At 49.9% G+C, this 21,174-nt stretch carries 1 protein-coding gene; it reads right to left on the bottom strand.

Translation table 11 applies throughout. The features are described from left to right. Positions 1 to 89: 89 nt before the first annotated feature. Positions 90 to 20,897, bottom strand: a complete 20,808-nt coding sequence (locus tag PYW33_RS00655) for a DUF5801 repeats-in-toxin domain-containing protein (protein WP_130908668.1) — start codon at positions 20,895 to 20,897, stop codon at positions 90 to 92. Positions 20,898 to 21,174 lie beyond the last annotated feature (277 nt).

Below are 21,174 nucleotides of genomic sequence, written 5' to 3'. Positions count from 1 at the left end.
TTTACTCGCTGATCGGCTGCCTGATTAATCACTGAACTAAACCACAAAGAACGTTCAGCCATTAATCAGATCAAACCCTTTTCAGTTCGTTAAACAATCAGTTGATTATTAGTAATCATGTCATTGAGGCTAGCCCATGTATTGTTTTCAATCACAATCGTGACAGTATTCGCACCATTGCCGACTACTAAGTTTGTGTCTGTACCTGATGTGAAATCAATATAATTGGACAGAGTACCTGCCTCACCATCCCAACCCAGTTGATCCAGCAACCCACTCACATCAACCACATCATCAGCTTGAACAAAGTCTTTGATGACATCTGTACTATTGTCATTATCACCTGTACCCCAGACAAACAAGTCTGCGCCTGTGCCACCAAACAGAAGGTCATTGCCTATGCCACCATGCAGAATGTCATTAGCAGCATCACCATACAGATAGTCATTACCAGCACCACCCAACAGAATGTCTTTGTCATTGCCACCATGCAGCTCGTCATTGCCTAAACCACCGACTAGACTATCCTCACCGTCAGCACCAAAAATGATGTCATTACCTGCATCAGCATTGATATAGTCATTGCTGCTTGAACCTGTGAGGTCATCATTACCTGCTGTCGGAGTGGCTGGCGAACCAGAACTGGTATCTGTAATTATTGCAGTAGTGCCTATCACATTCAGATTAAAGTTCTGCACACCAAACAAACCACTGGTATCAATAATCGCACCTGTATCTACATCCACTTCATAAGTTTGTGCATTAACAGTAATCGGATCAAGTCCAGATGTTGGCGTGTGCAAGATTTGCAGTGTATCCAGCTCTGATTGGGTCAAGCCCTCAATGGTATGCGTACCTGCATTGTAAGTAATCCGTGATGGATTAATCATGGCATTGTTGGCGAGGAATACCGCATTAGCCCCATCTTGAATGCCAGTAAATATCAACCGTGTCAACTCACGATTGCCATCAGGCGCACCAACCACAATCAATGCAGGGTCTTCCATCCCTATATTCAAGTTGAGGGACACTGGTTTGCCAACGTTACTGAAGCTATAAGTTGGCGCAAGCGCGAAGATACCATCCGCAACTGGTGTCACGATAAGGTTAAATGGGAAATCTGTGACATTGGCTGGTAAACTCGCTTCACCACTCACAAGCGAGAACTTGACACTACTCAATGTTCCACTCCAGTACGCAGGTGGCTTAATGCTGATGTACGGCGGTAAATCATTGCCAGAAACAGGAATTAACCACGTACCATCACCTGCATTAGTTGCCAAGGTTGCCGAATTCTGATTTGCCCCGTAGTACACCAAGAAACCATTTGGCAAATTCTGAATCAATGCAGAATATAGATTTTCATTCACATCCGCAGGCATTAAGGTTTTGGTGATTGCCAACTGAATACTACCAACTGCCATCGCACCTGAACCATCATGTTCATTATTAGTCGCCACGATGCTAATGTCTGGTGGGGTATTCACCTTGTTCACCGTCAGCGTCGTCGTACCATCAGAGAGTAACTCTAAATTACTGCCATTCTCTTGGTTAATCGTCCACGCCTTCAGGTTAAAGCTACCGCTTTCATATTCAGCAGCATCATCAATCACATATTGCAGATTGACCAATGTATCTGGCGTAGCACCTGTAATGTAGTAATACGTGCCAGATGGTAGGCCAGCAGGGTCAGTAACCGTAGATAAAGGCGTACCATTGGTATATTGCAACTCACCAGCAATCACCGCACTTGTACCAGCACTCAATTGGAAGTAGACAGTGCCATCTACAATATCCCAGTCACCTGCTTCATCGGCTTCATTCGATACAGTGATACTGATTGGGATAGTACCGCCCTCATTGGTGGTCGCTGTTTGAGTAACGGTCAAGGTAGCTGGGTCAGTCACAGGCGTGATGATCACAATGCCTGCATCATCATCAGCACCCGCTACATCAACAGGATTATCATTATCATAATCCGTAGCACCACCAACACGATCACCACGCCCGACACCACTGCTATTGAACACCGCAGAAACATCGATAGGTACAGTGCTATTCAGATTATTGATGTTACCATTCGCATGTTCTGCGGTATGCACTCTGATGTCGTCCAAGATACCTTGCAATGTCGACTGTGCATTGGCATCAGTGACAGTTGTCGTCACAATCCACAAGGTCACGACCTGTTCTTGTGGCGTACCTGCATTTTCAATCACTGTAATTGGACCACTAATGCCTGCACCTGTGAATGTAGTGTCATCCCCTGGATAAGTGCGTATGGTCACGGTCAGGTCGTAGCTGGCTGGGCTACTCGCTCCTTGGTCAAAGGTGACAGACTCAAGTTGCACTGCTTTAGACAGAGCGAAACCAGCTCCATCACCATCAGCGTCATTGTAATCATCTTCCAATACTGTTGGATTAAGCGGACTTAAATCAAGGGTTGGCAATATCACTGTGGTACCGCCACCAGTCACCGTGCGGATATTCACAGTCACTGTGTCAGTAGCGATACCTGTGCTGACATCTGGATTGGACTCCACTGCATTCTTATCCTGTGTATACACAGTCATGTAAATGTCCCGACCATCCACATCAAGAATCGGTCTATTCACAGTAAACGTCACGTCTTTGCTTATCACACCTGTAAAGCCATCTGTCGCACTGATCTGCCATTGACCACCGCCTAGGAAAGTTGCGCCATTTACCGTTACGCCATCAGGCACACCAGCAATCACAATACGCGTAATATGCTCACCTGCACCACCTGCATAGTCATGGTCACGTTCATTGGAACCGCTGGTGTTTAACGCATCATGTGAATCGGTATCAATGGCTTTGGTAATATCCAAATGAACAGTGACGGTATTACTGATGGCTAAGTCTAATTCATAGCCAGAGTGACCAGCGTGAGCGTCAAAATAAGCCGTTCCCCCAGTGCCAGTGATGGGAGGTGTATCATCGACAAACTCAACGGTATCAGTGACTGGACGGAAATGTAGCGTGTGGGTAATGCTATTGAAATTACCTGCGACCCAGTCTGAGCCTAGGATTGGAGGCACAGTGGTGACACCTGCCGTGGTAGGGCCTGTGTAAGTCGGTCCTGTTGTACCGTCGCTGGAAGTATCACGGACGATATAATCCATATTGAGATTAATGTCTCCGCTATAGTTAGCAGGACTACGCACATATAAACTACCCAAGTTCGCATAGGCGATATAGTAGTAACCACCTACTGCCATCAGTGCGTTCATTCCACCCGCATCGCTATACAAAATCAGATTTCGAGCCGTAACATCTGATTCTAAGATGCGTACCGCATAGATTTGTTCATTGACGTTATCGCCATTTTGAATGACTGTCGACAGGTCAATCCGACCTATATTTCCACCGATTTCATCTTCCCAGACATCAGATTGCAGATTCAACGTAGCTTCTGGTGATGGCGTGACATGGAATTCAGCGAATTGCGGTGGGCCAAACTTGGTGGCTCTACCATCGTTTTCTGTGACCACAGGTTCTACGGTAAAGTTTTCCGTACCACTAAAGTTCACAGGTGTTTTGATTTGTGTGGTCACAATCTGTGCTGGAGTCAGCACCCAAACACGCGCATCGCCTGAACCACCCAAGGTGGTGATTGGATTGCCTGTTGCTGCATCTACTAAACTAAAGCCTTCAGGTAAATTGGTAATACGCAGCGTCAATGTTTCTGAATTGACTGACGGATTCAATGGGTTTGTTTCGCCGACCGTCGCAGCTGTAATAAAGTTGCTCAGATCAATCACATTTGGATCACCATTGGCAGCAGCACTATTAATGCCCCCATTATGCTCATCCAAATTATTTTCCACCCACGTTTGACCACCCACAATGGTTACCAACGGTGCATCAGGCACACCAATAACGGAGATAGCGATGGTTTGTGTCGATGTCACTGGATTGGTCTGGGTATATGTTCCCGCATTCGGCCCACCTGAAATCGTGATCGTATCTACGGATACGGCTTCAACGGTTAAATTGATATCCAAACCATTGGTATTACTGTCTTTAGGTGGGGTGAAGATCGGGTTAATGGTGCCTTGTGGCAAGCCATGCAATTCTAAGGTGTATAGACCACCACCTTGATCAACCAATTTATCGCCACCATTGATCCAAGTGCTATTATTTAATGTATAATAGACATGACCATTAAATTCGATTTTACTGCCTTCTGGAATGCCTTGAATTCGGATATTAAAGGTTTCGCTACCATCGAGATCAGTGGTTTGTGTACGAATGGTCAATGCTCTTGAGGTATCTTCGTCCATCACCTCACGAATTCTGACCCGCAAGGTCACAGCATCTGCAACAGGCTCAAGCAATATATCTTTCAGCCAAGCTACGCCAGAGTCTTGTATCACTTCCGCATTGGTTTCTTCATCGTAGTCTTTGGTACGTGCTTGTACTTTGATAAACACTTCACCTGAAAAACCCTCTGGCCCTTTGAATTCAACTGAATCTAAGAACTGTATGGCAACTTCACTAGCAAATGCTGTGCTGCCGCTATGTCTAAACTCTCCAGCAATTGGATTAAGTCCTGTAATGATCCCACCTGCATCACGCACCACTTCATAGGCAGTGAGCACTGCAAAAGTATTTTCTTTATTGCCATTTGCACCGCCTGAACCCACACCATCTTCATTACGCCAAGGTGCTTTAAAGTCGAAACCAACGGTATTTAGTGCAAACCATGTATCTTCAAAACCATTTGTTACATAGCTAAAGTTGCCATTCATGCTTAAGTCAGGTGTAAGACCACCATTGGCAGCATTGATATCGGTATTCATCGCAGTCCAATTGGCTGGGTTGTCTGCTGCTGTGGCATAGTAATCAGTCGTTGAACCTGTAATCGTGGCATTGCCTGTCAGCGCTAAAGCTTCAGCGGTTGGGGTCACTGTGATGCGGATACCAATGTTTCTGGTTGCAGTATCTGAAACAAGGCTAGCGTTAACTGTATTGGTATCGGTCGAATTAATAGAAACCTGAAAGTCAGCAGCTGGCAAGTCTTTACTGCTATGTGCTGGCGGTTGAATCATGAAGCTATCTAATACTACTTCACGTTGCGCCCTAGTTAAAGAGTTGTCAAACGTAATAGTATAGATACCCGTTAGACCATCACCTGTCGTTGACCAGCCACTACTAGGTGCTGGTGCAATGACTTTCCAGTCTGTAGGTACGGTAAATGACACGCTATTGATACGTTCATCACCTGTGCCTGTATCGGTCACTCTCACATGCTGCAAGAAAGCGACTGCGGTATCTTCTGCTGTTGATACATTCCCAGCGGCAACGTCGCCTGCAACTGGAGTAACACGCAGATTCAGCACCACCGTGTTGTTATTAACCAGTGGGTCAGCATCATGCGTATCTGCTTCGGGTACACCCAATGTCGCTGGATTTGCAGGTGCGAATACGAGTGGTGTGCCTGAATTATTATCATGATCGTGATAATAACCATCGGCATCATAATCTTGAGCGTTAATGGTAAGAATAATATTATTCAAATCACCACTAAAGTTGCCTGCCGCACCAATCCTGATATTCGGGAAGCTACCTATTCCGCCTGTTTGTCCAGCACCACCTGCGTTGTCATTGACCGTGACGCTAGCACCGTTTACCAATGTTGAACCATTGACAACAATATTTTGTCCAGTGGTATTGGTGATAGTGATCGAGCGGATTTCGGTATCATCTAAATCGGCAAATTGCGCGCTAAGAATATCTTTTACATTAAACCTTGTTTCTTCTTTAATGGTCACAGTGGCAGCGGTATTACCCCCTGCACCACCGTATGTGACGGCATCCACGTTGATAGGCAGAGCTGCAGCAGTATTAAATATCAACTGCGCATCGTCTGTTACTGCTTCTACAGAGACAAAGATATTTTGGGTAGCTGTATTACCATTTGTGCCGTTATCTGGTGTAGACACAATCAGACCACTATCATTCACTTCGTACTCGGTCACACTCACATTGACATTAAAGTTCTCATGACGATGTAATGCTGGACTCACCGTAATGGCTTCATATTCAGCAATCGTGAGGTAGTTAATATTCGCTGCACCACTTGGCACACCAGCATGATGGTAGCTGGTAGAAGGCGTTGTGCTACCACTGCTATCCACGATCACCACAGTAAAGACACTACCATTTGCAACTGTTGGTATCAGTGCTGTTGCACCATTCAACAACTCCGTTCCAGTTACTGCACCAGCACCCGACAGTGTCAGTGTGATTGCGCCTAACCGCTCTGGATGATCGCCTGTTGTAGCACCATTTTGATCGGTTGGATCGGTAATCACAGGGGCTTTCAAGCCCAACAGCACATCGGTATCTTCGAGCGTATACACAAAGTGCGGATGCGTGGCGTTTGTTTCACCGTCATGTGCAATTGTAGGCACATCATTGGTAATTGGGCGTACTGTCACATCAACCGTATAAGTTTTAGGCCCTTGATCGGTGGTGGTGGTGTAAGCAAAATTATCTACACCGCTAAAATCTGGATCTGGATAGTAGGTAATCTGACCATTCGTTTCGACTACTGCATAACCATTTTCAGTTCTATAGGCATCCACAGTCTGTGCTACACCATTCACATATACTGTTACACCAGTTTCAAGTGTCGCTGCTGTACCTGCTGACGCACCTTGCATATCAACAAACGTATTGCTACTTGTGGCATCCGCGTTGGTATTAAAGGTGTTGCTATCAGGCGCACCATGACCAAAACCACCATCATTCGTTAAATCTTCATTAACAATTAATACCTTAGGATCTGGCACAGGTGGTTCATCATCCAGCACGATGACACTAAAGTTACCGATCGTGGTATCGCCATCACCATCAATAATCTGAAGATCATTAAATGGTAATGTCAAATCGCTCACATTCAAGTGGGTTAATGGCCCTTGCAACGTGAATACATAAGTGACAGCCCCATTTGCCGCAACAGCCAATGTCACCGTGAATGCAGGATTACCATTATTCAATGCCGTTAGGGTATGTCCATCAGGTGAAATACTTGCAGTCAAATTCGGATTGGAATTACTATCCGCCCATGCTTCCAGCGCAGTTTGAGTGGCGATAGTAAACCGAACATCGCGCGATGTTGCTGCACCTGTATCCATCCCAAAATTAACGTTAAGTGAGCCATTAACTGTCAATGCAGGCGCGTTAGGGCTGCTACCTAGAGGTAAATCTGCTTCATCCACTGTAGGTGCAGGACTTGCACTGATAAATGCAGGACCATCATCTAGGAAGGTAAAACGACTACCGACGTCTACTTGCGTTTGAACGTTATCGCCATCTTTATCAGTTGCAACCGCTCTGACAAACAATGCACCATTTACTAACCCCACAGGTTCGTTATGCGAGGCACCAGTCGTTGGATGCACCACCGCACGAGATTGAGTTAAGGTCATGGCATCACCAGTCAAGCTCATACGGAAGGCTTCTGCACCACTTGAATTGCCCACATGTCCAACAACATCATTGCCTACTTTGTAAAGTAGAATCGCCTGACCAGTTGCAGTATCCACCAAACCACTGTTTACACCATCACTCGCAATCTGCAAGCTGTACACCAGAGGATTGGTGGTTGCCGCACCATCTGCACGATAATTTGGAGTAAACACGTTTGTTACAAAGTCAACGTCTGTGGCTGAAACCGTAGCGTTACTTTGCAGTACAGTTTCATCCACTTGCACAGTGCCCAATACACCAGGATTCGAGCTGATTGTTGGGGCGTCGTCTAGGAAGCCAATTCTATTACCTATATTAAGACTGGCGGAATTTTGGTCGCCGTCTTTATCAGTAGCGGTAGCCGTTAATATCACTGTATCGTTGGTTAAATTAATCAATTCATTCGGATTACTCGCATCTGGATGCTGTAATGCACGAACCTGATCTAGGGTCACTGCACCTGTACTCGAGTCGACAGTGATATTAAATGCAATTGCACCTGATGAATTAGCCACACCACCACTGCCTACGCGCCCTACCACACCACCAAATTCCGAATACAGCCAAATCGCTTGACCTGTCGCAATATCAACCACACCGCTATTCGCACCCTCACTTAATACGCTTAGGCTATAAGCGGTAGTGCCTGCATTATCTGCACCGTAGTTCACAGTAAACGCCGTCGAGAAGTTTTCGGTATCATTGCCAGATAAGGTGGTTTCATCAACCAGCAGATTCGTGGTCGTTCCTACAACTGCAACGGTTGGCGCATCATCACGGAAGCCAACTTTATCACCCAAACTAATGCTTGCAGTGGCACTATCACCGTCTTTGTCGGTCACAGTAGCCGTCAATGTCACTGCATTCGTCGTTAAGTTAATGAGTTCATTCGGTTGTGCTGAATTTGGATGCTCTAATGCGCGGACTTGGTCTAGTGTCACTGCACCTGATGTGGCATTAACATGGATATTAAACGCAACTGCACCACCTGTATCTGCCACACCACCACTACCAACACGTCCTACGACACTGCCTGATTCTAGGAACAGATAAACACTTTCACCTGTGGCAATATCAACTACGCCACTCGGCACACCATCACCTAATACGCCTAAGCTATAAACGGTAGTGCCTGAACCATCTGCACGATAATTCGTATTAAATGCTGTGGAGAAGTTTTGGGTGTGGTCAGTTGCCAAGGTTGTTTCATCAACCTCCAGAGTAACCACAACACCTGTCGGTGTAATCGTTGGCGCATCATCTCGGAAACCCACTTTATCACCCAAGCTAATACTTGCAGAAGCAGTATCACCATCTCTGTCGGTAACAGTTGCAGTCAAACTCACTGCACTAGTAGTTAAGTTAATGAGTTCATTCGGTTGTGCTGAATTTGGATGCTCTAATGCGCGGACTTGGTCTAGTGTCACTGCACCTGTTGCTGCATTCACACTGATATTAAATGCAGTTGCACCACCTGCGTCTGCCACACCACCACTACCAACACGTCCTACGACACTGCCTGATTCTAGGAACAGATAGACACTTTCACCTGTGGCAACATCAACTACACCACTCGGTACACCAGCACCTGATATGCCCAAGCTATAAACAGTAGTTCCCGCACCATCTGCACGATAATTCACATTAAATGAAGTGGAGAAGTCTTGTGTAGCGTTGGATGCCAAGCTGGTTTCATCAACCAGCAGATTCGTGGTCGTTGCTACAACTGCAACGGTCGGCGCATCGTCACGGAAGCCAACTTTATCACCCAAACTAATGCTTGCAGTGGCACTGTCACCGTCTTTATCAGTGACTGTGGCGGTTAAGGTCACTGCAGCAGCGGTTAAGCTAACGATGTCATTATCATCACTACCATCAGGATGACTTAATGCACGCAATTGATCTAAAGTCACTGCGCCTGTACTTGAAACGATAGTGATATTGAATGCGATTGCACCATTTACGTCTGCCACACCACCACTGCCAACACGTCCTACGACACTGCCTGATTCTAGGAACAGATAGACACCTTGACCAGTGGCAACATCAACTACACCACTCGGTACACCAGCACCTGATATGCCCAAGCTATAAACAGTAGTTCCCGCACCATCTGCACGATAATTCACATTAAATGAAGTGGAGAAGTCTTGTGTAGCGTTGGATGCCAAGCTGGTTTCATCAACCAGCAGATTCGTGGTCGTTGCTACAACTGCAACGGTTGGCGCATCATCACGGAAGCCAACTTTATCACCCAAACTAATGCTTGCAGTGGCACTATCACCGTCTTTGTCGGTCACAGTAGCCGTCAATGTCACTGCATTCGTCGTTAAGTTAATGAGTTCATTCGGTTGTGCTGAATTTGGATGCTCTAATGCGCGGACTTGGTCTAGTGTCACTTCTCCTGTGCCTGCATTTACGCTGATACGGAATGCTTCCGCACCACCTGCGTCTGGCGCACCTGCTGATCCTACCCGTCCAACGATGTCCGCACCCTCTTGATACAGATAAACCGCTTGACCTGTGGCAACATCAATCACACCACTCACTGCACCAACACTGGATGCAGTCAGACTATAAACCGTAGTGCCTGCACCATCTGCACGATAATTGATATTAAATGCAGTGGAGAAGTTTTCAGTTTGGTTCGTTAATAAGGTTGTTTCATCAACCTCCACATTAATGACAGCACCTGTGGTCACAATCGTTGGTACATCATCACGGAAACCCACTTTATCACCCAAGCTAATGCTTGCGAAAGCACTATCACCGTCTTTATCCGTTGCTGTGGCAATCAATGTCACGGCATTGGTCGTTAAATTAATTAACTCATTCGGTTGTGCTGGATTTGGATGTTGTAATGCACGGACTTGATCGAGGTCAACCTGACCTGTTGCTGCATTAACGCTGATACGGAAGGCTTCTGCACCCAATGGATCCGCAAAGCCTCCTGCGCCCACTAAGCCGACCACTTCACCTGTTACCAAGGCGTACAGATAAACTGCCTGACCTGTAGCAACGTCAATCACACCACTCACTGCACCAACACTTGATATGCCGAGGCTATAAACTAGCGCGTTGCTTAATGCTTGTCCATCTGCACCGTAGGTGTTGACGGTGAAGGCACTAGCAAAGTTTTCGCTGTCATTCGTGGTCAACACTGTTTCGTCAACTTCTAATACTGTGAGTACCGCGTTGGTGGTGACGCTTGGGCCGTCATCCAAGAAGCTTAAGGTGCCTTCAATATCAAGATCCGCACTGGCCGTGTCGCCATCTTTATCCGTCGCAGTCGCTGTCAACGTGATCGCGCTGCTGATCAATGCCGAGGCATCGTTGTGATCCGCAGTGTCCGCATGCACGATGGCGCGGCTTTGGTTCAAGGTCACGTCGGCATTGGTCGCATCCACACTGACGCGGAACGCTTCTGCACCCGCTGGGTCAGCAACACCTGCTGCGCCAACCAGTCCAATGATGTCGCCATTCACGTCTTGGAACAGGTAGATGTTTTCACCAGTTACGGTGTCAACCAGACCACTGTCGCTGCCGACGGTGGTGCTTAAGCTGTAGACCAAGCTATTGGTCACTGCGGCAGTGTCTGCACCAAACGCATGCGTGAACGCATCGCTGTAACTGGCTGTCGCATCAACGCCGTAAGCGGTTTCATCCACGGTCAATGTCGCAGCGGTGCTGCCAACGCTGACGCTTGGGCCGTCATCCAAGAAGCTTAAGGTGCCTTCAATATCAAGATCCGCACTGGCCGTGTCGCCATCTTTATCCGTCGCAGTCGCTGTCAACGTGATCGCGCTGCTGATCAATGCCGAGGCATCGTTGTGATCCGCAGTGTCCGCATGCACGATGGCGCGGCTTTGGTTCAAGGTCACGTCGGCATTGGTCGCATCCACACTGACGCGGAACGCTTCTGCACCCGCTGGGTCAGCAACACCTGCTGCGCCAACCAGTCCAATGATGTCGCCATTCACGTCTTGGAACAGGTAGATGTTTTCACCAGTTACGGTGTCAACCAGACCACTGTCGCTGCCGACGGTGGTGCTTAAGCTGTAGACCAAGCTATTGGTCACTGCGGCAGTGTCTGCACCAAACGCATGCGTGAACGCATCGCTGTAACTGGCTGTCGCATCAACGCCGTAAGCGGTTTCATCCACGGTCAATGTCGCAGCGGTGCTGCCAACGCTGACGCTTGGGCCGTCATCCAAGAAGCTTAAGGTGCCTTCAATATCAAGATCCGCACTGGCCGTGTCGCCATCTTTATCCGTCGCAGTCGCTGTCAACGTGATCGCGCTGCTGATCAATGCCGAGGCATCGTTGTGATCCGCAGTGTCCGCATGCACGATGGCGCGGCTTTGGTTCAAGGTCACGTCGGCATTGGTCGCATCCACACTGACGCGGAACGCTTCTGCACCCGCTGGGTCAGCAACACCTGCTGCGCCAACCAGTCCAATGATGTCGCCATTCACGTCTTGGAACAGGTAGATGTTTTCACCAGTTACGGTGTCAACCAGACCACTGTCGCTGCCGACGGTGGTGCTTAAGCTGTAGACCAAGCTATTGGTCACTGCGGCAGTGTCTGCACCAAACGCATGCGTGAACGCATCGCTGTAACTGGCTGTCGCATCAACGCCGTAAGCGGTTTCATCCACGGTCAATGTCGCAGCGGTGCTGCCAACGCTGACGCTTGGGCCGTCATCCAAGAAGCTTAAGGTGTCTTCAATATCAAGATCCGCACTGGCCGTGTCGCCATCTTTATCCGTCGCAGTCGCTGTCAACGTGATCGCGCTGCTGATCAATGCCGAGGCATCGTTGTGATCCGCAGTGTCCGCATGCACGATGGCGCGGCTTTGGTTCAAGGTCACGTCGGCATTGGTCGCATCCACACTGACGCGGAACGCTTCTGCACCCGCTGGGTCAGCAACACCTGCTGCGCCAACCAGTCCAATGATGTCGCCATTCACGTCTTGGAACAGGTAGATGTTTTCACCAGTTACGGTGTCAACCAGACCACTGTCGCTGCCGACGGTGGTGCTTAAGCTGTAGACCAAGCTATTGGTCACTGCGGCAGTGTCTGCACCAAACGCATGCGTGAACGCATCGCTGTAACTGGCTGTCGCATCAACGCCGTAAGCGGTTTCATCCACGGTCAATGTCGCAGCGGTGCTGCCAACGCTGACGCTTGGGCCGTCATCCAAGAAGCTTAAGGTGCCTTCAATATCAAGATCCGCACTGGCCGTGTCGCCATCTTTATCCGTCGCAGTCGCTGTCAACGTGATCGCGCTGCTGATCAATGCCGAGGCATCGTTGTGATCCGCAGTGTCCGCATGCACGATGGCGCGGCTTTGGTTCAAGGTCACGTCGGCATTGGTCGCATCCACACTGACGCGGAACGCTTCTGCACCCGCTGGGTCAGCAACACCTGCTGCGCCAACCAGTCCAATGATGTCGCCATTCACGTCTTGGAACAGGTAGATGTTTTCACCAGTTACGGTGTCAACCAGACCACTGTCGCTGCCGACGGTGGTGCTTAAGCTGTAGACCAAGCTATTGGTCACTGCGGCAGTGTCTGCACCAAACGCATGCGTGAACGCATCGCTGTAACTGGCTGTCGCATCAACGCCGTAAGCGGTTTCATCCACGGTCAATGTCGCAGCGGTGCTGCCAACGCTGACGCTTGGGCCGTCATCCAAGAAGCTTAAGGTGCCTTCAATATCAAGATCCGCACTGGCCGTGTCGCCATCTTTATCCGTCGCAGTCGCTGTCAACGTGATCGCGCTGCTGATCAATGCCGAGGCATCGTTGTGATCCGCAGTGTCCGCATGCACGATGGCGCGGCTTTGGTTCAAGGTCACGTCGGCATTGGTCGCATCCACACTGACGCGGAACGCTTCTGCACCCGCTGGGTCAGCAACACCTGCTGCGCCAACCAGTCCAATGATGTCGCCATTCACGTCTTGGAACAGGTAGATGTTTTCACCAGTTACGGTGTCAACCAGACCACTGTCGCTGCCGACGGTGGTGCTTAAGCTGTAGACCAAGCTATTGGTCACTGCGGCAGTGTCTGCACCAAACGCATGCGTGAACGCATCGCTGTAACTGGCTGTCGCATCAACGCCGTAAGCGGTTTCATCCACGGTCAATGTCGCAGCGGTGCTGCCAACGCTGACGCTTGGGCCGTCATCCAAGAAGCTTAAGGTGCCTTCAATATCAAGATCCGCACTGGCCGTGTCGCCATCTTTATCCGTCGCAGTCGCTGTCAACGTGATCGCGCTGCTGATCAATGCCGAGGCATCGTTGTGATCCGCAGTGTCCGCATGCACGATGGCGCGGCTTTGGTTCAAGGTCACGTCGGCATTGGTCGCATCCACACTGACGCGGAACGCTTCTGCACCCGCTGGGTCAGCAACACCTGCTGCGCCAACCAGTCCAATGATGTCGCCATTCACGTCTTGGAACAGGTAGATGTTTTCACCAGTTACGGTGTCAACCAGACCACTGTCGCTGCCGACGGTGGTGCTTAAGCTGTAGACCAAGCTATTGGTCACTGCGGCAGTGTCTGCACCAAACGCATGCGTGAACGCATCGCTGTAACTGGCTGTCGCATCAACGCCGTAAGCGGTTTCATCCACGGTCAATGTCGCAGCGGTGCTGCCAACGCTGACGCTTGGGCCGTCATCCAAGAAGCTTAAGGTGTCTTCAATATCAAGATCCGCACTGGCCGTGTCGCCATCTTTATCCGTCGCAGTCGCTGTCAACGTGATCGCGCTGCTGATCAATGCCGAGGCATCGTTGTGATCCGCAGTGTCCGCATGCACGATGGCGCGGCTTTGGTTCAAGGTCACGTCGGCATTGGTCGCATCCACACTGACGCGGAACGCTTCTGCACCCGCTGGGTCAGCAACACCTGCTGCGCCAACCAGTCCAATGATGTCGCCATTCACGTCTTGGAACAGGTAGATGTTTTCACCAGTTACGGTGTCAACCAGACCACTGTCGCTGCCGACGGTGGTGCTTAAGCTGTAGACCAAGCTATTGGTCACTGCGGCAGTGTCTGCACCAAACGCATGCGTGAACGCATCGCTGTAACTGGCTGTCGCATCAACGCCGTAAGCGGTTTCATCCACGGTCAATGTCGCAGCGGTGCTGCCAACGCTGACGCTTGGGCCGTCATCCAAGAAGCTTAAGGTGCCTTCAATATCAAGATCCGCACTGGCCGTGTCGCCATCTTTATCCGTCGCAGTCGCTGTCAACGTGATCGCGCTGCTGATCAATGCCGAGGCATCGTTGTGATCCGCAGTGTCCGCATGCACGATGGCGCGGCTTTGGTTCAAGGTCACGTCGGCATTGGTCGCATCCACACTGACGCGGAACGCTTCTGCACCCGCTGGGTCAGCAACACCTGCTGCGCCAACCAGTCCAATGATGTCGCCATTCACGTCTTGGAACAGGTAGATGTTTTCACCAGTTACGGTGTCAACCAGACCACTGTCGCTGCCGACGGTGGTGCTTAAGCTGTAGACCAAGCTATTGGTCACTGCGGCAGTGTCTGCACCAAACGCATGCGTGAACGCATCGCTGTAACTGGCTGTCGCATCAACGCCGTAAGCGGTTTCATCCACGGTCAATGTCGCAGCGGTGCTGCCAACGCTGACGCTTGGGCCGTCATCCAAGAAGCTTAAGGTGCCTTCAATATCAAGATCCGCACTGGCCGTGTCGCCATCTTTATCCGTCGCAGTCGCTGTCAACGTGATCGCGCTGCTGATCAATGCCGAGGCATCGTTGTGATCCGCAGTGTCCGCATGCACGATGGCGCGGCTTTGGTTCAAGGTCACGTCGGCATTGGTCGCATCCACACTGACGCGGAACGCTTCTGCACCCGCTGGGTCAGCAACACCTGCTGCGCCAACCAGTCCAATGATGTCGCCATTCACGTCTTGGAACAGGTAGATGTTTTCACCAGTTACGGTGTCAACCAGACCACTGTCGCTGCCGACGGTGGTGCTTAAGCTGTAGACCAAGCTATTGGTCACTGCGGCAGTGTCTGCACCAAACGCATGCGTGAACGCATCGCTGTAACTGGCTGTCGCATCAACGCCGTAAGCGGTTTCATCCACGGTCAATGTCGCAGCGGTGCTGCCAACGCTGACGCTTGGGCCGTCATCCAAGAAGCTTAAGGTGTCTTCAATATCAAGATCCGCACTGGCCGTGTCGCCATCTTTATCCGTCGCAGTCGCTGTCAACGTGATCGCGCTGCTGATCAATGCCGAGGCATCGTTGTGATCCGCAGTGTCCGCATGCACGATGGCGCGGCTTTGGTTCAAGGTCACGTCGGCATTGGTCGCATCCACACTGACGCGGAACGCTTCTGCACCCGCTGGGTCAGCAACACCTGCTGCGCCAACCAGTCCAATGATGTCGCCATTCACGTCTTGGAACAGGTAGATGTTTTCACCAGTTACGGTGTCAACCAGACCACTGTCGCTGCCGACGGTGGTGCTTAAGCTGTAGACCAAGCTATTGGTCACTGCGGCAGTGTCTGCACCAAACGCATGCGTGAACGCATCGCTGTAACTGGCTGTCGCATCAACGCCGTAAGCGGTTTCATCCACGGTCAATGTCGCAGCGGTGCTGCCAACGCTGACGCTTGGGCCGTCATCCAAGAAGCTTAAGGTGCCTTCAATATCAAGATCCGCACTGGCCGTGTCGCCATCTTTATCCGTCGCAGTCGCTGTCAACGTGATCGCGCTGCTGATCAATGCCGAGGCATCGTTGTGATCCGCAGTGTCCGCATGCACGATGGCGCGGCTTTGGTTCAAGGTCACGTCGGCATTGGTCGCATCCACACTGACGCGGAACGCTTCTGCACCCGCTGGGTCAGCAACACCTGCTGCGCCAACCAGTCCAATGATGTCGCCATTCACGTCTTGGAACAGGTAGATGTTTTCACCAGTTACGGTGTCAACCAGACCACTGTCGCTGCCGACGGTGGTGCTTAAGCTGTAGACCAAGCTATTGGTCACTGCGGCAGTGTCTGCACCAAACGCATGCGTGAACGCATCGCTGTAACTGGCTGTCGCATCAACGCCGTAAGCGGTTTCATCCACGGTCAATGTCGCAGCGGTGCTGCCAACGCTGACGCTTGGGCCGTCATCCAAGAAGCTTAAGGTGCCTTCAATATCAAGATCCGCACTGGCCGTGTCGCCATCTTTATCCGTCGCAGTCGCTGTCAACGTGATCGCGCTGCTGATCAATGCCGAGGCATCGTTGTGATCCGCAGTGTCCGCATGCACGATGGCGCGGCTTTGGTTCAAGGTCACGTCGGCATTGGTCGCATCCACACTGACGCGGAACGCTTCTGCACCCGCTGGGTCAGCAACACCTGCTGCGCCAACCAGTCCAATGATGTCGCCATTCACGTCTTGGAACAGGTAGATGTTTTCACCAGTTACGGTGTCAACCAGACCACTGTCGCTGCCGACGGTGGTGCTTAAGCTGTAGACCAAGCTATTGATCACTGCGGCAGTGTCTGCACCAAACGCATGCGTGAACGCATCGCTGTAACTGGCTGTCGCATCAACGCCGTAAGCGGTTTCATCCACGGTCAATGTCGCAGCGGTGCTGCCAACGCTGACGCTTGGGCCGTCATCCAAGAAGCTTAAGGTGCCTTCAATATCAAGATCCGCACTGGCCGTGTCGCCATCTTTATCCGTCGCAGTCGCTGTCAACGTGATCGCGCTGCTGATCAATGCCGAGGCATCGTTGTGATCCGCAGTGTCCGCATGCACGATGGCGCGGCTTTGGTTCAAGGTCACGTCGGCATTGGTCGCATCCACACTGACGCGGAACGCTTCTGCACCCGCTGGGTCAGCAACACCTGCTGCGCCAACCAGTCCAATGATGTCGCCATTCACGTCTTGGAACAGGTAGATGTTTTCACCAGTTACGGTGTCAACCAGACCACTGTCGCTGCCGACGGTGGTGCTTAAGCTGTAGACCAAGCTATTGGTCACTGCGGCAGTGTCTGCACCAAACGCATGCGTGAACGCATCGCTGTAACTGGCTGTCGCATCAACGCCGTAAGCGGTTTCATCCACGGTCAATGTCGCAGCGGTGCTGCCAACGCTGACGCTTGGGCCGTCATCTTCAACAATAACATTCAGCGTCGACGCTGCTGTCGCACCATGGTTGTCGGTAACGCTGGTCGGAATGGTGAACTCAAGGATGTCTTCTACGCTGTTATCCGCATGATCCACCGCACCATCTAAGGTGACGATGTAGTCGCCTGTTGCGCTGTCTAAGACCACACTGACCACTGGAATACCGTTGGCTCTTCCCACAACTTCGGTCGCGCTGACCAATGTCCAAATCACAGCAACACCATTGGAGGTCAATACGTCGCTTGGAACACCTGTAAACGCATAGGTTAACACCGCGTCGCTGTCAACATCCGCACCCACTAGACTGCCATTAAAGATTCGACTGTTGGTGAGGTCATTACCATTGCTATCAGCAAGTCCGTCAACTAAGCCTTCTTCAGAGACCCGAGCACTACCTGCCAATAGCGTTGGGGCGTCGTTGGTACCCGTGATGGTAATGGTTAAGGTGGCTTGGCTTTCGTCGCCATCCGCATCAATCATGGTGTAGCTGATGGTTTCAGTTAAGGTTTCACCTAGTGCCAATGCCTGTACTGCGGTATCGCCGTTGTCCAAGGTATAGGTGTAATCACCATTGCTATCTAAAGTGATTTCGCCATGGTTCAGGCTGACGGGTTGTCCAACATCCGCTGGATTGCCTGCTACTTCGGTGACTGCTGTGGCGATATCTGCATAGCCATCCCCACCTGTGGTGTCATTGGTCAGCACGTTGCCTGTGACATCAATATCATCTTCGTTGATCGCTGCGCTGTCATCAACCGCAACTGGGCTGTCGTCTTCAACAATGACATTCAAGGTCGAAGTGGCGCTTGCACCATGGTTGTCGGTAACGCTGGTCGGAATGGTGAACTCAAGGATGTCTTCTTGGGTAATGTCCGCATGATCGACGGCTTTGTCTAAGGTGACGGTGTAGTCGCCTGTTGCGCTGTCTAAGATCACACTGACCACTGGAATACCGTTGGCTCTTCCCACAACTTCGGTCGCGCTGACCAATGTCCACACCACGGCCACGCCATTGGAGGTCAACGCTTCGCTTGGAACACCTGTAAACGCATAGGTTAACACCGCGTCGCTGTCAACATCCGCACCCACTAGACTGCCATTAAAGATTCGACTGTTGGTGAGGTCATTACCATTGCTATCAGCAAGTCCGTCAACTAAGCCTTCTTCAGAGACCCGAGCACTACCTGCCAATAGCGTTGGGGCGTCGTTGGTACCCGTGATGGTAATGGTTAAGGTGGCTTGGCTTTCGTCGCCATCCGCATCAATCATGGTGTAGCTGATGGTTTCAGTTAAGGTTTCACCTAGTGCCAATGCTTGCACGGCTGGATCAAGGTTGTTCAAGCTGTAGCTGTATGCACCATTGCTATCTAAAGTGATGTCGCCATGGTTCAGGCTGACGGGTTGTCCAACGTCCGCTGGATTTCCCGCAACTTCGGTGACTGCTGTGGCGATATCTGCATAGCCATCCCCACCTGTGGTGTCATTGGTCAGCACGTTGCCTGTAGTGCTGACGTCGTCCTCAGCAATCGCTGCTGTGTCATCAACCGCAACTGGGCTGTCGTCTTCAACAATGACATTCAAGGTCGAAGTGGCGCTTGCACCATGGTTGTCGGTAACGCTGGTCGGAATGCTGAAGTCAAGGATGTCTTCTTGGGTCATGTCCGCATGATCGACGGCTTTGTTTAAGGTGACGGTGTAGTCGCCTGTTGCGCTGTCTAAGATCACACTGACCACTGGAATACCGCTGGCTGTTCCCACAACTTCGGTCGCGCTGACCAATGTCCACACCACGGCCACGCCATTGGAGGTCAACGCTTCGCTTGGAACACCTGTAAACGCATAGGTTAACACCGCGTCGCTGTCAACATCCGCACCCACTAGACTGCCATTAAAGATTCGACTGTTGGTGAGGTCATCACCATTGCTATCGGCAAGTCCGCCAACTAAGCCTTCTTCCGAGACCCGCGCACTACCTGAGGTCAGCTCTGGTGCAGTATTTGTTATCGTAATGGTTTCAATTGCTTGACTAGTACCGCCATGACCATCGCTGATGGTGTACGGGAAGCTAACTTGACCCACAAATCCTGTATTTGGAGTAAAGGTGATGGTGCCATCAGCAGCAACAGTCACAACGCCATTGGTTACAGGAATGCTCTGTGCTGTACCTGGTGTCAGGGTGACGCCGTTAATGCTGGTAATGCTTAAGGCGTCATTTTCTGGATCGGTATCACCTTGCAGTGGACTCAGTGTCACTGGAGTGTTGTGCGGCGTGGTGTAGTTGTCATTCACCGCAGCAGGTGCAGTGTTGGTGATCGTAATCGTTTCAGTGGCAGTGCTACTACCACCATGTTCATCGCTGATGGTGTACGAGAAGCTAACTTGACCCACAAATCCTGTATTTGGAGTAAAGGTGATGGTGCCATCAGCAGCAACAGTCACAACGCCATTGGTTACAGGAATGCTCTGTGCTGTACCTGGTGTCAGGGTGACGCCGTTAATGCTGGTAATGCTTAAGGCGTCATTTTCTGGATCGGTATCACCTTGTAGTGGACTCAGTGTCACTGGAGTGTTGTGCGGCGTGGTGTAGCTATCATTCACTGCAACAGGGGGGGTATTTCCTGTTAGTGTAGATACAGACAATGGCATCCAACTTCCACCGCCCAAACCATGTTCAAAAGGCTTAATAACTGATAAGGATGCTGGATATTCAATCCCTAAAGGTGGAATATTATCGACCACCCTATTCAGCATCAAAGGGTTAATGCCATCAGCGACAGATGTTTCACCTGCCCGTGTCAGTTGAACAAAACGATGCCCACCTTGGGTAACATCAGGATCGCCCTCGAAAGACTCCCCTGCAATTTCAACGTAGTCCTTACCTTCTTTTTTAAATACGCGACCATCATCCAAACGAACAACATCATTTTGTTGTTCAGTGTCATTCATTTGCTGAAATGATTTTGCAAAATTTACAATTTTATCGATATCTGAATTTGATTCGCCCAATAAAGAACTCAGGCTAAAATTACCGCCATTATTCGTTAAATCTTTACCGTGTATTTCAACCACACGACCATTTGAAAGCTGCAATACGACATTGCTTTCTTCAGAAAGATGCAATACATCCTTTGCCTGAAGTTTTGCCCCTTTTTTTAGAATTAATTTTTTATTTGTATTGGAAAAGTGCCAAACATCACCGTCAACCGAGATTACTTTTACTGTTGTATTCATTTATAATTTTACCTCAATTGGCTTTGTTGCATAAATATGTAAGCATCTGATTTAAATAAATTTAATTTTGGATCAAAAAATAATCAAAACTTTTAAAATCATATAGTTATGAAATCTTTGTGCAACAAAGCCACCTCAATTTGAAAGTTTAGCCATATCAATTATTTATACTTGTATGGCAAAATTTACTTTAGCGCGGACACGAAATTATCCTAGTTTAGTTAATTAATATACAATATTAGTGTTACAGTCCATATACATTTACCTTCTTAAGTTG

The organism is Acinetobacter lwoffii, assembly GCF_029024105.1.
GTDB lineage: Bacteria > Pseudomonadota > Gammaproteobacteria > Pseudomonadales > Moraxellaceae > Acinetobacter > Acinetobacter lwoffii.
The sequence above is the reverse complement of the archived record's forward strand: the minus strand, read 5'-3'. Positions and strand labels throughout refer to the sequence as shown.

Excerpts from the sequence above, each read along its gene's own strand:
- PYW33_RS00655 (WP_130908668.1), bottom strand. The coding sequence starts at position 20,897 with ATGAATACAACAGTAAAAGTAATCTCGGTTGACGGTGATGTTTGGCAC.